Source organism: Rhizobium sp. LARHSG275 (assembly GCF_052871115.1).
Genome location: NZ_JBIXJN010000019.1, coordinates 118975 through 132705 on the forward strand (window position 1 = coordinate 118975; position 13731 = coordinate 132705).

At 60.7% G+C, this 13731-nt stretch carries 18 protein-coding genes; 6 read left to right on the forward strand and 12 right to left on the reverse strand.

Annotation, left to right across the window (positions count from 1 at the left end; genetic code table 11):
• Nucleotides 1-114: 114 nt before the first annotated feature.
• A complete protein-coding gene (locus ACIPSK_RS24480; protein WP_017963555.1) occupies nucleotides 115-1029 on the forward strand; it encodes an SDR family oxidoreductase in 915 nt (304 codons plus the stop codon).
• A 99-nt stretch (nucleotides 1030-1128) separates the two neighbouring features.
• Here ACIPSK_RS24480 and ACIPSK_RS24485 read toward each other — a convergent pair whose 3' ends face one another.
• The 5 genes from ACIPSK_RS24485 to ACIPSK_RS24505 form a co-directional block, all read right to left on the reverse strand.
• The gene (locus ACIPSK_RS24485; protein WP_168724878.1) at nucleotides 1129-2196 is read right to left on the reverse strand and encodes a fatty acid desaturase; all 1068 of its coding nucleotides are present in this window, start codon (nucleotides 2194-2196) and stop codon (nucleotides 1129-1131) included.
• 305 nt (nucleotides 2197-2501) lie between these two features.
• A complete protein-coding gene (locus ACIPSK_RS24490) occupies nucleotides 2502-2738 on the reverse strand; it encodes a hypothetical protein (RefSeq protein ID WP_162118048.1) in 237 nt (78 codons plus the stop codon).
• Between the two features lie 373 nt (nucleotides 2739-3111).
• Nucleotides 3112-3402 (reverse strand): hypothetical protein, encoded by a 291-nt coding sequence (locus ACIPSK_RS24495; RefSeq protein WP_162118127.1) that lies wholly within the window; start codon nucleotides 3400-3402, stop codon nucleotides 3112-3114.
• A gap of 109 nt (nucleotides 3403-3511) precedes the next feature.
• On the reverse strand, nucleotides 3512-3925 hold the full coding sequence (locus ACIPSK_RS24500; protein WP_017963559.1) for a hypothetical protein: 414 nt from the start codon (nucleotides 3923-3925) through the stop codon (nucleotides 3512-3514).
• A gap of 95 nt (nucleotides 3926-4020) precedes the next feature.
• Nucleotides 4021-5421: an MFS transporter gene (locus tag ACIPSK_RS24505; protein ID WP_017963560.1), complete on the reverse strand. Its 1401-nt coding sequence runs from the start codon at nucleotides 5419-5421 to the stop codon at nucleotides 4021-4023.
• 123 nt (nucleotides 5422-5544) lie between these two features.
• Between ACIPSK_RS24505 and ACIPSK_RS24510 the strand changes: the two genes are divergently transcribed.
• A complete protein-coding gene (locus ACIPSK_RS24510; RefSeq protein WP_162118066.1) occupies nucleotides 5545-6507 on the forward strand; it encodes a LysR family transcriptional regulator in 963 nt (320 codons plus the stop codon).
• A 3-nt stretch (nucleotides 6508-6510) separates the two neighbouring features.
• Here the strand turns inward: ACIPSK_RS24510 and ACIPSK_RS24515 are convergent, their stop codons facing one another.
• The 6 genes from ACIPSK_RS24515 to ACIPSK_RS24540 form a co-directional block, all read right to left on the reverse strand.
• Entirely contained in the window at nucleotides 6511-6891 is a 381-nt protein-coding gene (locus ACIPSK_RS24515) for a VOC family protein (protein WP_017963562.1), read from the reverse strand.
• Nucleotides 6892-7226: 335 nt separating this feature from the next.
• The gene (locus tag ACIPSK_RS24520) at nucleotides 7227-8069 is read right to left on the reverse strand and encodes a transglutaminase-like domain-containing protein (RefSeq protein WP_017963563.1); all 843 of its coding nucleotides are present in this window, start codon (nucleotides 8067-8069) and stop codon (nucleotides 7227-7229) included.
• 27 nt (nucleotides 8070-8096) lie between these two features.
• Complete coding sequence (locus ACIPSK_RS24525) at nucleotides 8097-8372, reverse strand: DUF1488 domain-containing protein (protein WP_017963564.1); 276 nt, start codon at nucleotides 8370-8372, stop codon at nucleotides 8097-8099.
• Entirely contained in the window at nucleotides 8363-8692 is a 330-nt protein-coding gene (locus tag ACIPSK_RS24530) for a hypothetical protein (RefSeq protein ID WP_017963565.1), read from the reverse strand. The genes ACIPSK_RS24525 and ACIPSK_RS24530 overlap by 10 nt, the downstream gene beginning before the upstream one ends.
• Nucleotides 8689-9024, reverse strand: coding sequence for a hypothetical protein (locus tag ACIPSK_RS24535; protein ID WP_017963566.1), 336 nt, complete (start codon nucleotides 9022-9024; stop codon nucleotides 8689-8691). The genes ACIPSK_RS24530 and ACIPSK_RS24535 overlap by 4 nt, the downstream gene beginning before the upstream one ends.
• The gene (locus ACIPSK_RS24540; protein WP_026154074.1) at nucleotides 9021-9284 is read right to left on the reverse strand and encodes a hypothetical protein; all 264 of its coding nucleotides are present in this window, start codon (nucleotides 9282-9284) and stop codon (nucleotides 9021-9023) included. Before ACIPSK_RS24540 ends, ACIPSK_RS24535 begins: the two co-directional genes overlap by 4 nt.
• 511 nt (nucleotides 9285-9795) lie before the next feature.
• On the opposite strand from ACIPSK_RS24540, the gene ACIPSK_RS24545 reads away from it, so the two are divergent.
• The 4 genes from ACIPSK_RS24545 to ACIPSK_RS24560 all read left to right on the forward strand — a co-directional run bounded on the left by ACIPSK_RS24545 (nucleotide 9796) and on the right by ACIPSK_RS24560 (nucleotide 12419).
• Nucleotides 9796-10035 (forward strand): co-chaperone GroES, encoded by a 240-nt coding sequence (locus ACIPSK_RS24545; protein WP_017963568.1) that lies wholly within the window; start codon nucleotides 9796-9798, stop codon nucleotides 10033-10035.
• Nucleotides 10036-10084: 49 nt separating this feature from the next.
• Complete coding sequence (groL, locus tag ACIPSK_RS24550) at nucleotides 10085-11719, forward strand: chaperonin GroEL (RefSeq protein WP_017963569.1); 1635 nt, start codon at nucleotides 10085-10087, stop codon at nucleotides 11717-11719.
• A 69-nt stretch (nucleotides 11720-11788) separates the two neighbouring features.
• Nucleotides 11789-12181, forward strand: a complete 393-nt coding sequence (locus ACIPSK_RS24555; protein WP_162118065.1) for a hypothetical protein — start codon at nucleotides 11789-11791, stop codon at nucleotides 12179-12181.
• Nucleotides 12182-12248: 67 nt separating this feature from the next.
• Nucleotides 12249-12419, forward strand: coding sequence for a hypothetical protein (locus ACIPSK_RS24560; RefSeq protein WP_168724869.1), 171 nt, complete (start codon nucleotides 12249-12251; stop codon nucleotides 12417-12419).
• Nucleotides 12420-12558: 139 nt separating this feature from the next.
• On the opposite strand, the gene ACIPSK_RS24565 is transcribed toward ACIPSK_RS24560, so the two are convergent.
• Entirely contained in the window at nucleotides 12559-13722 is a 1164-nt protein-coding gene (locus ACIPSK_RS24565) for a Gfo/Idh/MocA family protein (protein ID WP_162118064.1), read from the reverse strand.
• Nucleotides 13723-13731 lie beyond the last annotated feature (9 nt).

Below are 13731 nucleotides of genomic sequence, written 5' to 3' on the forward strand. Positions count from 1 at the left end.
TCCTCTTGCATTCACGTCATGTGTAAACGATCATTCGTTTATAAACAAGGAGCGCCGGGTAATTCCTGGTGCAACCATTGCGGCATGAGGCGCTTTAGCGTGGAGGATGGAGAAGTGACAGCGAACTTGCGGGAGAAAGTGGCATTGGTGGCGGGTGCTACGCGCGGCGCCGGCCGAGGCATCGCGGTGGAACTCGGTGCTGCCGGCGCCACCGTCTATGTAACGGGGCGCACGACGCGCGCTCAGCAATCTGAATATTCCAGGCCGGAGACGATCGAAGAGACGGCTGAACTGGTAACCGCCGCAGGCGGTAAGGGTATCGCCGTGCAGGTGGATCATCTCGTCAAGCAACAGGTCGACGCGCTGGTCGCCCGCATCCGCGGCGAGGCCGGCCGGCTCGATATTCTCGTCAACGACATCTGGGGCTGCGAGAAACTGTTCGAATGGGACAAGGCCGTCTGGGAGCATTCGCTGGACAAGGGCCTGCGCATGCTGCAGCTCGGCATCGAGACACATCTGATCACCGCCCATTACGCCCTGCCGCTGATGATCGAGCGGCCCGGCGGGCTGCTGGTGGAGATGACGGACGGCACGGCTGATTACAATGCCACGCATTACCGGCTTTCGCCCTTTTACGACCTCGTCAAAACGGGTGTCACCCGCATGGCCTGGGCGCATGCGCAAGATTTGGAAAAACACGGCGCCACCGCTGTTTCGATCACGCCTGGCTGGCTGCGCTCCGAAATGATGCTGGATGCTTACGGTGTCCGTGAGGAGAACTGGCGCGAGGCGACCAAGGTGCAGCCGCATTTCGCCATTTCCGAAACCCCCCGCTTTGTCGGCCGCGCCGTCGCCGCCATCGCCGCCGATCCCGACCGCGCCCGCTGGAACGGCCAGTCGCTGTCGAGCGGCGGAGTGGCCAAGACCTACGGCTTCGACGATATCGACGGTTCGCGGCCGGACTGCTGGCGCTACATGGTGGAAGTGCAGGAGCCGGGCAGACCGGCTGACGTGACGGGTTATCGCTAAATAATTCCAGGGAAACGGCTTTCCCTGGAATTGGATGCAGGCAAAAGGTTAGGTCGGCTCTGCGCTTCCGTGAAAGCTAAGCCGCTCTAACGCCCGCTATCATGCTGCGGCAAGCCGCGCCGCCTCGCGAAACGAGACCAGCCGCTTCGTCTGTTCGTCCCATAGCACCAGCTTGACACAACGCAGGCTTTCCATGAGCGTGATGCGGCCGATATCGGCAAGCTCAGGATGGTCCCGCAGCACCTCCGGCAGCCGATAGTAGGGCACCCGGCTCGACAGATGATGCACATGGTGGATGCCGATATTGCCGGTGATCCAGCGCAGCACCGGCGGCAGGTCGTAATGCGAGGCACCGTGCAGGGCCGCATGCTGGAACTGCCAGTCCGGCTTCTTCGACCAGTGCGTTTCCTCGAACTGATGCTGGACGTAGAACAACCAGACGCCGGCAGCACCTGCCAGAAGCACGATCGGCAAATGCACCAAAAGAAAGGGAATGATCCCGATCGCCCAGATCAACAGCGCGGCGGCCACTGCGACGGCAAGGTTGGTCGCCATGGTCGAAACCCAGGGCAGAGCGCCGGAGCGCATCATGCCGAAAGGCAGGCGTTGCTTGAAGAGGAACAGCCATGCCGGTCCGATCCCGAACATCACGATCGGGTTCCGGTAGAGCCGATAGCCGAGCCGGCCCCAGCGTGACAGCGCGTTATATTCGGCGATCGTCAGCGTTTCGATATCGCCAACACCGCGCTCGTCCAGGTTCCCGGCCGAAGCATGGTGTTCCGCATGCGCCCGGCGCCAATAGTCGTAAGGTGTCAGCGTCAGGATGCCGATCGTGCGTCCAACCCAGTCGTCGACGCGGCGACGGGCGAAAAACGAGCCGTGGCCGCAATCATGCTGGATCATGAACAGTCGGAGCAGGAAAGCGGCGGCGGGAAAGACGAGGATCAGGCCGGGCCAGAAGCTGTAATGAACTGCTGCCCATGCGGCAGCCCAGAACAGCGCGAAGGGGACGACGGTAACGGCAAGCTCGAAGGCGCTGCGTCCGGCCCGCGGCTGGCGATATCCGGCAAGGATCTTCAGCCAGCGCTTTTCAGCGAAAAGCGCGGCTTGCTCGGCGGATCGATCCGGGTTTTCGGATCGCTCCGAGTTGTCGTCGGGCTCGCCCAAAGGGGCCACTTGGATTTCCTCGCACTCGCTGCGGCGCGCAGATTCGATCACAGAGTGACGCCGTGAAAGGCGGCGATCGCCGAAAAGCCGAGTGCAATCACCACGGCCGAGCGAATGAGGAAGAGCGGATAGTCGAAGTGGTACATGGTATGAAGAGTGGTCATAGTTGCAGCAATTCCTGTTTTTCTGAGAACATGTCAATGGGTGATGGTGTCACGCCGGAGCCCGGCGCGTTCGACAAGGACGCGCTAGCACTTGCGCTGTTATGCGCATGGGGGCGGAGCGGGGGGGCTCGATAAGAAGTTCTATTTCTTTGGAGCACTGCCCTGCGGGGCGGTCTTGGTCGCCGTCTTCATCTGATTGGCGAATGTGCTTTCCACCTTCGCTGCCTGCTTGTCCTTCTTCGGCTTCCGGACCTCGCGATTACTTCTTACTTGTCCTTTTGCCATCGATAAAATCTCCCTTAGATCGAAATTGAAAGCCGCAGCCTGCGTGGTATTCGCCCCGCTGTCGGTCGCGATCAGAGATCGCGGGATCGTCATGAGGGGCAACCCGACAACACCGGGCCGCAGGGATGGAATGAAAATGATGCCTGCTGAAACCGCATCGCAGTCTGGAGGCGGATGACCGGAGAGGTCACCGAAAGCCAAACCCGACGTTGAGACGGGACGTCACCATGCTTTCGCGATCGGGAAAATGGCGGGGCCGGAAACCCGGTCACCGCAAATGCCGCATCGGCCAAATCAGCGAGCCCCCCTTGTAGAATAAAATTGAGGTGCCATTAAGGCCGTTGCCGCAGGAAAGCCATATTTCCACAGGGATTAAACGTGCCGCGCAGAATTATGAAGCGGCTTTGCGATAACGACATGCGTAAAAACAGGACCTGAAGCGCGAGGGGTGAATCTTGCGACGCGCTCAGTCATTTACGGGAAACAGGCGGATCAGCTTCGTTCTTTCCATCTCCGCTCGGCCCGATGCCGACATGATGCCGCGGGCCAAACAGAGTTCTACGTCCCGTCCGATATCGAGCGGTACCAGCATCGACAAAAGCATATCCACTTGCGCCTGGCAGCCATCGATTTCCAGGAGCGCCACCCGGCGCCCCCTGTCGAAGTCTGCCAAATCCCTGGCGTGCTGCCGCTGTTGATAAGCCCCGGACTGCACCCATCCGAAATAACCGGCCGCTGCGACGCAGATACAAAGCAAGAGGGTTTTCGCACAATAATTCTTCGGGCCGAGCGGCTCGCTTGCCGCTAGCGCATAACCCCGAAATCGGAATCGATTTTCCGAAAGGATTACGCGCAAACTCAAAGTGTTAGAGCGTCCTTAGTGCGTCTGAAAAGACGCGCGGCGCCCTTGCCGGCGCGTCTTCGCGGGGCAATCCCTGTATCGCATATCGGTTAAAGATGGGGGTTACCGGTTTCGGCGGCGTCTTCAGCTTGCCGAAATGATGTTCGAGCGCCAGCGAGAGCATGGCCGGCGAGGTGACGCCCTCCTCGAACAGCCTGATCAGCAGCACGGCCGCAACGTTGAAGACCCTTTCGTCGTCGATCAGGATTCTGGCGTCGTAACCGGCGTCGTCGAGCACGCCCTGAAGCATGTCGAGATCGGATGAGGTCAGATGCGATTTTTCGGAAGTGGAAGACATCGGTCCTCCTTTCATCGGGGCGAGGATACGAAGATCCTCAGTCGGCAGCGCCCGTTCAATGGCTGCCGAAGTTGCGACCATGCGCCTTTCGCCCAGGCAACGCAACGGGATTCTTGCCGCCGATTTAGCTCCGGTTCATGAGCAGCCCGCACCGGTCAGAGTGCGGGCTGTGAGGATCATTCCGCCGCTTGATAGGCAGGACTCCGGGCGGCCGATGTCCGCGGACCGGCGGCGGCAAGCAGGGTGATCGCCACCGCAAGCGATGCCACGAAGGCTATGCCGGCGACATAGGGGTTCCAGCCGAAATGCGGTGCGGCGCCGAAGACCGCCGAGGCGGCCGCAAGCACGATGCCGCCGCCGATCTGGAAGGAGGCGAAGAGCAGCCCGGAGGCGAGCCCCGCCTTGTCATCCTCCACATCGGAAAGGGCCGCAACCTGCACCGAGGGGTAGGTCAGGGCGTAACCGAGGCCGAGCGGGATCTGCGAGAACACGACCAGCAGGATCGGATCGACATGTCCGAGTGCGGTCACCCAGAAGACGTAGCTGAAGGCCTGCAGGCCGACACCCACTGCCATCAGCCGAGTAGCGCCGCGATTTTGCGCGACCGTCGCAAAACGTGGCGCCAGGAACATCACGAAGACACCGCCAAGCGCGAAGCAGAAGCCCGTCGTGAAGGCCGACCAGCCGATGACGTTCTGATAGTAGAGCGTCGCCAGAAACTGGAAGCCGACATAGGCACCCTGGAAGAGGGCGGCGATCGCATTGGCATGCCGGAGTTTGGCGCGGCGGAACATGCCGAGCGGCACCATCGGATCGGCATGGCGCGCTTCGACCAGGAGGAAGAGCAGGATCAGCACCAGCGACGCAGCGAGCGAACCCCAGGTCGGGAACGCCTGCCAGCCGGCGGCCGCGGCGTTGGTGATGCCGAAAACGAAGAGCAGCAGCCCGGGCGTGATCGTCAGCGCGCCGGCCCAGTCGAAGGCAGGTCTCGGTCCCGCCCTTTTCGGGTCGGCGGGCAGCACCAGCGGCGCCAGAACGAGCGTCAGGATGGCGACGGGCGCGCCCATGACGAGCGTCGCCCGCCAGCTGAAGATCGTCGCGGCACCGCCGAGCACCATGCCGAGCACGAAGCCGGCGGCGCCGGTGGAGGAGAAGACACCGAGCGCCTTTGCCCGTGCGGTTCCTTCGCCGAAGACGGAGAGCAGCAGCGCTAGGGCTGCAGGCGCCGTGAAGGCGGCGGCAATGCCTTTGATCAATCGGGCGGCGATCAGCGTCGGCCCGCTATCGACGAAGCCGCCGGCGATGCTGGCGGCGGCAAAGATCGCCAGCGACCAGAGGAAGACGCGGCGATGGCCGAAGACGTCGGCGACCCGGCCGCCGAGCAGCAGGAAGCCGCCATAGCCGAGCACATAGGCGCTGACGGCCCATTGCAGCGATGTCGCCTCCATGCCGAGTTCGGCCTGGATGGCGGGAAGCGCAACGCCGATGGTGGAGACGTCCATGGCGTCGAGAAAATTGGCGGCGCAGAGCAGCAGCAATGCCAGCCCCGCCCCGCTTGGCGATTTGGAAAGAGTCATCGAAATCGTTCCTTCTTCGCTGCCGCCTCATCGGGGGAGGTTGCCGGGCGGCAGGGAACGAGAAAATGTACAGCTTCCTTTCCTATTGCAAATTGATAGTAGCCATGCCAGGTATTACTGACGATGATGAATGATGCCACGCTTCGCAAGATCGACCTCAATCTCCTGCTGGCCTTTTCAGTGCTGATGCAGGAGCGCAACGTCAGTCGTGCCGCCGAACGGCTGCTGCTTGGCCAACCCGGCCTGTCGGCCGCTTTGCGGCGCCTGCGCGAGGCCCTGGACGACGAATTGTTCGTACGTGTCGGCCGCGGCCTGCAGCCGACACCGCGCGCCCTTTCCATCGCCCCGGCGATCGAGGATGCACTGTCGGGCATCGAGCGCGCCATCCGCCCGCAGGCCGAATTCGATCCGGCAGGCTGGCAGGGCGAGTTCCGCATCGGCATGTGCGACAATCTCGAATCGGCCTTCTTCGGCCCGCTTGCCGCCCGTCTTCTCCAGCTTTCACCCGGCGCCCGGCTGATCGGCGTCGCCTCCGAGAAACGCGATGCCGCGCGCCGGTTGGACGAGGGCGTCTTCGACTTCAGCGTCTCCGTGCACGACGAACCGGCCTCTTGGCACATTCGCGCGCCCTTGTTCGACCAGGCCTCAATCTGTATTTACGACGAAGCTCAACTCCGGCTAAAGGCGCCGCTGAGCCTCAAGGATTTTGCCAATGTGGCGCATGTCACGGTCTCGTTCGAAGGCAATGCCGCGACCAGCATCGACATCGCGCTGAGCCGCACCGGGCATGTCAGACAGGTGGTGGCGACGGTACCGCGCTTTTCCGCCTTGCCGACGGCGCTGCGGGCCATGCCCGCCATCGCCACCGTGCCGGAATCGATCGGCCGCTGCATGGCGCAATTGCATGGGTTGACGATCTGTCAGCCGCCGCTTCCTCTCCCCGCCGATCCGGTGACGATGCTCTATCGCCGTATCGACCAGGCCGACGGCCGGGCGCGCTGGTTCCGTCGCCTGTTCCTCGACGTCGCCAGCCAGGCGCTCGAAGCCTCCGGCTGCCGCGTATCGATATCGAGAGTTGCCGCCTGATCCTTAAAGTTCGCCTTTGTGAAAATACGCTTCGAGGCGGTAGCCGTCCGGGTCGATGATGAAAGCGGCGTAATAGAATTGCCCATAATCCGGCCGCACACCCGGTTCACCATTATCCGTGCCGCCGGATGCGACGGCCGCCGCGTGAAAGGCATCGACCGCGGCCTCATTAGGCGCGACGAAGCAGAAATGCAGCCCGGATCGCATGTCGGCAACCACGGGCTGTTCGACCTGCATCACCCAGAGCCCGACCCTTTCAGGGCCGTAGCCAATCATGGTGTCGGAATTGGACAGGCGCTCATATCCGAGCGGCGCCAGCGCCGCATCGTAAAAACGCCGGGCTCTTTCGAGGTCTTTTACGCCGATGGAGATATGATCGAACATCAACTGCGAACTCCCTATCTTCCGCTAATCCCCGAAGGACTGCTCACACCCAAGATGGCTCGACGCCAACAACTTTCAACCAAAGCATGTCATGCAAAAGTCTACAGCGGATTTGCGACAACGACATGCGTAAAACAAAGACTTAAAGCGCGAGGAGTGAATCTGAAAGATTGCGATGCGCTTTAAGTCAACGAAGGGGCCTGTATCGTGGGTGTGGATCATTCATGGCCGGCGATCCTGTCCAGCGCCTTGGCGAAAAAGGCAGTCCTCCGACTGCAACTGCCTGCGGCAATGCCTGAGGCTGGACATTGCCGCGCATCCGCCCAGGTCTCGTTCTAAACAGCGCCCCCGGCGACGCTTTGCATCGGCTGCAGGTTCGTCACCTCATAGGTCCAGACGCGAAACGCCTTCAGCATGTGCGGCCCGAAGGAATTGATGAGCGGTATGTCGGCGGCGTCGCGCCCGCGTGCGACGATGATACGACCGATCCGCCGCGTGTTGTTGCGTGGATCGAATGTATGCCATGCACCGTCCAGGAAGACCTCGATCCAGGCGCTGAAGTCCATCGGATCGACGACGGGAATGCCGATGTCGCCGAGATGGCCATTGATATATCGAGCAGGAATGTTGAGGCAACGGCACAACGCTACCGCGAGATGCGCAAAGTCGCGACAGACGCCGACACGTTCGTGAAACGCCTCGAAGGCTGTCCGAGTCGACCGCGCCTGCATGTAGTCGAATTGGATATGGCCGTGAACGAAGTCGCAGATCGCCTGAACGCGGCCCCAGCCCGGAGAGACGGTGCCGAACATATCCCACGCGATTTGACTGAGACGATCCGTCTCGCAATAGCGGCTGCCCATCAGGTAGACGAGGCAATCATCCGGTAATTCCGAAACTGGGAGTTCCCTGGCGCCTGGCAGCAACCTGTCCGGTTTGCCGTCGTCTTCGATCGTCGCATCGCCCCATATGGTCAGGTCGCCCGCTGGGGCAACCAGCCGGAGACAGCGGTTGCCGAAGAGATCACGGTAAGTCGAAGTGCGAACATCCGGCGTGGTGAAGACCGTTTCCGGAATTCTGATGTCGGCCGCACGATCATCATGAACCGACAACAGGCATACCAATGCGGTCGGCTGCGGGCAGGTCAGCGTCATTTCATAGCCGTAACGGATCAACATGGAGCGTTCTCTCGCGTCCGGATCCGCCTAGCGGAAATCCGCCGCAGTTAGAGTATAGAAGGCGCGGCGGCGGTGGGAGTAGGCTTTGTGTGCCACGTCCTGAATGGAGTTGCGCAGGGCGTCGAATAACGAAAGCCAGTTCATTTCCGAAGGCTCGGTTCTTTGCAATGCGGTGTCGGATTTCGCCAGAGCGCCAACCTCGATGAAGAACAACACCTGGAACATGCCGTCATGGCCGACGAAGCGCACAGCATTTCGCGCTGCATCGAAGCTACGGCTTTGGTTCAGGAAGGCTAGCGCCACGGTTGAACCGGCGGGGTCTCGCGAGCACTCCGAGCGGCGTCCGACAGCCTGAGCCATTCCTTCCGGTATTCTATGTTGAGAAGATTGAAGGACATCATGTCTTTTCCGGCGTCCGAACGGCTCTTGCCGGTCATGGCATGGTCGGCGTGCACTGGAACGCCTGCGGAGACACGATAGACGGTCCACGAACGGGCGGATTCGATCCGGCGGTCGTGTTCGATCTCCATGGAGTAGCGACCGGACGCGCCACATTTGATTTCCCATGTGCCGACGGCAAAGGCATTCCGTCTTCGTTCGGCTTCGACTTCATGGCTGGTCACGATGTCAACCTTTCGTCATTCGGGCCGTGGCCAAGGCCAAACGTCCTCTCGATCAGTGTTGCGCCGCTGCCGGCGGGCGAAAGGTTTATCAGTTCCAGGCTGTCTTCCGTCGCGACCCGCTCATGACGTTCATCGTCACTGCGGATGCGGTATTGCAGCACATTTCCTCTCAGAGGCAGTGTGGCGGTAATGCGATATGTCTCAGGGAGCTTGGAGGGAACGACCAGGAACCCGTCCTTCACCCGGACGGTTTGCCCCACCTTGAAGATATGTGTTGCTGCCTCGCGTCGGATCGAGCGTCCATTGCGTTGCGGGATGCGCGTAGCGGTCATGACGGTTTGTGGTCCTTTTCGAGCGCGGTTTCGAGATCTGACAGGTGGACAGGCATCATCTGCTGCGTCGAACTCTGCGCGGCGATCGCCGGCAGGTGGATGAAGGCGCCGACCCGTCGCCAGGCAAGTCTGGAAACGCTGTCGATCGATTCCTCGTCATAGTCGACGCGGTATTCTCCGGCTGGCTGCGCCCTGTCGAAACCGGGCAAGCGGAATGGAGATGAAAAACGGACGACGGTTTCTGTGGTGCGACTTGTCACGGCTGAGGCCTCCGCAGGAATACACTGATGCGTTCCTGTATCGTTGAGATCCGAGCCGGACGAACTCGAGGCTGCCGGTACATCCGCGGTCAGCGCCAAGCTCATTCCGGATCGGAACAGGCGAAATGAACGCCGGAACGACGTCATACATTCGCTATCGAGAATTCAGTGGTGATGGCGGGTCGTAGGTCTCTGACACCGCGAAGCCAAGTCGGCCAAATCGACGAGGCCCATCATTGCGCCTTGATTGAGTTTAAATCAAGATAATTCGGATTTATCTATAAAAAACGCCAAATTAACGCGACGACATGCTAAATAAAGTTGAGCGCTGCGGCGAAAAAAATTCTATTCATTTCCAGATTAATACAAAATATCCGCTCAAATTGATTTCCTGAATTTTTCAAGAAATTCCCTGGGTGAACAATATTTCTTGGCACTCCTATCAATCGAGTGCCACGGATGCTATTTATGTACTGCAGCCGCCATACGCGCCGGCAGCAGAAAGACCTCTATGAAATTCCGCTCACTTCACGACCGCGTCGTCATTCGACGTGCGGAAGGCGATGTCAAATCCAAGGGTGGGATCATCATTCCAGACACCGCCAGGGAGAAGCCGCAGCAAGGTGAAGTGGTCGCAGTCGGCCCGGGCTTGCGCGACAAAGGCGGCACTCTGGTCCCGCGCGATGTCGAGGTCGGCGACATCATGGGCATCGTCGAAAAGACCGAAACGGCTGCCGACAAAGCCGCCTGAGGGTCGAATTTCCGACCCGCATCTCAAGACCGAACTGGGAAGAAATATCATGTCTGCCAAGGAAATCAGATTCTCCACCGACGCGCGCGACCGCCTGCTGCGCGGCGTCGAATTGCTCAACAACGCCGTCAAGGTGACGCTTGGCCCGAAGGGTCGCAACGTCGTCATTGACAAGGCCTATGGCGCACCGCGCATTACCAAGGACGGCGTTAGCGTCGCCAAGGAGATCGAACTCGAAGACAAGTTCGAGAACATGGGCGCGCAAATGGTGCGCGAGGTGGCTTCGAAGACCAATGATCTTGCCGGCGACGGCACGACGACGGCAACGGTGCTCGCCGCCTCCATCTTCCGCGAAGGCGCAAAGCTTGTCGCTGCCGGCATGAACCCTATGGATCTCAGGCGCGGCATCGATCTCGGCGTTACCGCCGTCGTCAAGGAAATCCAGGCGAGGGCGATGAAGGTCAAATCGTCAGGCGAGATCGCGCAGGTCGGCACCATTGCCGCCAATGGCGACGCCACCATCGGCGAGATGATCGCCAGGGCGATGGACAAGGTCGGCAATGAGGGCGTCATAACAGTCGAAGAGGCGCGAACCGCCGAGACCGAACTCGATGTCGTCGAGGGCATGCAGTTCGATCGCGGCTATCTCTCGCCCTATTTCGTCACCAATGCCGAGAAGATGCGCGTGGAACTGGAGGAACCTTATATTCTCGTCCACGAGAAGAAACTCGGCAGCCTGCAGGCGATGCTGCCGATCCTGGAAGCCGTCGTACAGACCGGCAAACCGTTGCTCCTCATCTCGGAAGACGTCGAAGGCGAGGCGCTGGCGACGCTTGTCGTCAACAAGCTGCGTGGCGGCCTGAAGGTCGCAGCCGTCAAGGCGCCGGGCTTTGGTGATCGCCGCAAGGCCATGCTGGAAGACATTGCCGTGCTAACCGCCGGCCAGATGATTTCCGAGGATCTCGGTATCAAGCTCGAGAACGTCACTCTCGATATGCTCGGCCACGCCAAGCGTGTGCTGATCGACAAGGAGACCACCACGATCATCGACGGCTCGGGCGAGAAAGCGGCCATCCAGGCGCGCATCCAGCAGATCAAGGCGCAGATCGAAGACACCACCTCCGACTACGACAAGGAAAAGCTGCAGGAACGCCTGGCGAAACTCGCAGGCGGCGTCGCGGTCATCCGCGTCGGCGGCGCGACCGAGACGGAGGTCAAGGAAAAGAAGGACCGCATCGACGATGCGCTGAACGCCACCCGTGCGGCGGTCGAAGAGGGCATCGTGCCCGGCGGCGGCGTGGCACTGTTGCGCGCGAAGTCGGCGCTCACGGGACTGACCGGGGAGAACGCCGACGTGACGGCGGGCATCTCGATCGTGCTCAGGGCGCTCGAAGCCCCGATCCGGCAGATCGTCGACAATGCCGGGTTCGAGGGCTCGATCGTCGTCGGAAAACTCGCCGGCAGCAATGATCACAATCAGGGCTTCGATGCACAGACGGAGACCTATGTCGATATGATCGAGGCCGGCATCGTCGATCCTGCCAAGGTCGTGCGCACCGCTCTGCAGGACGCCGGTTCGATCGCGGCGCTGCTGATCACCGTCGAGGTAATGATCGCCAACATTCCCGCAAGAGATACTGCGTCCGCTGCCGGAAATGGCGGCATGGGCGGCATGGGGTACTGAGGACAGCCTAAACCGTTCGGCCAAAGTGGTCAGACGGCGCAACCCGAACAATAGACAGGGAGAATTCCAATGTCCGTGCAGAGCAGCAGCAAGACATCGATTACCCAGCGTTTCGACAGTTACCAGCCATCCAAGACGCTTCTCGCCTGGGCCTGCGTCGTTACGGCGATCGCCACGATGATCATCGGCTTCAGCTGGGGAGGTTGGGTAACAGGCGGCACATCAAGCAAAGCGGCAGCCGCCGCCGGCGACATCGCACGCGGAGAGCTGGCGTCGGCCATTTGCGTCGAGCGGTTCAAGGCGGCACCGGATGCGGCCGCTAAACTCATCGAGTTCAAGGCGATTACCGAAGGCTACAAGCAGCGTCAGTTTGTCGAGGCCGGCGGTTGGGCGACCATGCCTGGGCAGACCTCACCCGACAGCCGAAGTGTTCAAGGCTGCGCCACTGCGCTTGCCGTCTGACACCGTTTTTGCAGAGCGCTCCGATATATCTGCGGAGCGCTCCCACTGTTGAAGCAGGAAATGACCCATGATCCGTTTCGTGAAAAAGAGCGACCCGCAGCCAGCCGCAGAAGACGCCGGCGGCGAAAACTCCAAGAAAATCCTCGATGCAGCCGCCGACGAGCATAAGAAGGCGGCCAACGATAGCACGCGTCACCGCGTGCCGCGGGCGGCGGAAGAGGACGACCGGCTTATCTAAGGACAGCGCCGCATGGCAGTTCACGATCTAGAACAGGATGATTTTAGACCTGTTCGGCCTAAAATCTGAATCCTGTTCTAAATTAAAGAGTTAGAGCTGATGTCGTCCGAAAACCGCTCACACTTTTCGGCATCATGCTCTAGCTATAGTCCAGCCAGATCCCACCCGCGTCGGCGGAGCGCACGCAGTTTTCCACCCAGCGCACGCCTTCCAGTCCGGCATCGACATCGGGAAAGACGAGGTCTTCTATGCCCGCAGGGGCGAGGCCGCGCTCATTGTTGATGGCAAAGCCGAAGCGGCGATAGAGGTTCGCCCAGGCTTCGAAGAGACCTTCCGGGTGACCGCCGCCGATCCGGTCGTCGATCCTGGCCTCGGGATAGAGATAGTCCATGCCGCGCTCCAGGATGCGGGCCGGTTCGCCCTGGATCTCGTAGGAGAGTTGGTTCGGCCGCTCGTCCCACCATTCGATGCTGGCCTTCGAGCCGACAATGCGAATCTTCTGGCCATGCATGGAGCCGGCATTGACGGCGCTCGACCAGATGGTGGCGATCGCGCCATTGTCATATTCCATCAGAGTCATCGCATTGTCTTCCAGCGGCGCGCGGCTTTTGACGAAGCTCTGGCGGGTGCAGAGCAGCCGCCTGATCTTCAGATGCGGCAGGATGACCTTGGCGATATAAAGCGGGTGGGTCCCGACATCGCCGAGGACATAACTGGGGCCTGCGAATTTCGGATCGACGCGCCAGCGCGTCGCGGGATTCTGCTCCTCTACTGCAGCGCTATGGAAACCATGGGCAAATTGCAGGTTGACGATGCGGATCTCGCCAAGATCGCCATTCTTGACCATGGCACGCGCCTGTTCGATCATTTGGTGGCCGGCATAGCCATAGGTCACGCCGACGATACGGCCTCGCGCCTCCGAAAGCGCCTTCAGCTCCTCGGCTTCGGCAATCGTGAAGCAGAGCGGCTTTTCGCAGATCACATGCAAATCGTGGTCGAGTGCTGCCTTGCAGATCGCGAAATGGGTATTGTTGGGTGTTGCGATCGACACCGCCTCGATGCCGTCGGCCCGCCGGGCCTCAGTAGCAAACATCGCCGCATAATCCCGGTAGCTTCTGGCTTCGTCGAGCCCGAGATCGACGCCGAAGGCGCGGCCGCGTTCCGGATCGATATCGAAGGCACCCGCCGCAAGGGCAAAGACGTCGTCGCGATGCGCTGCCGAGCGATGAATATAGCCGATCTGGCTGCCTCTGCCGCCGCCGACCATACCCCAGCGGATCGGCTTTCTCCTGTTGTTCGCCATAATGTTGTC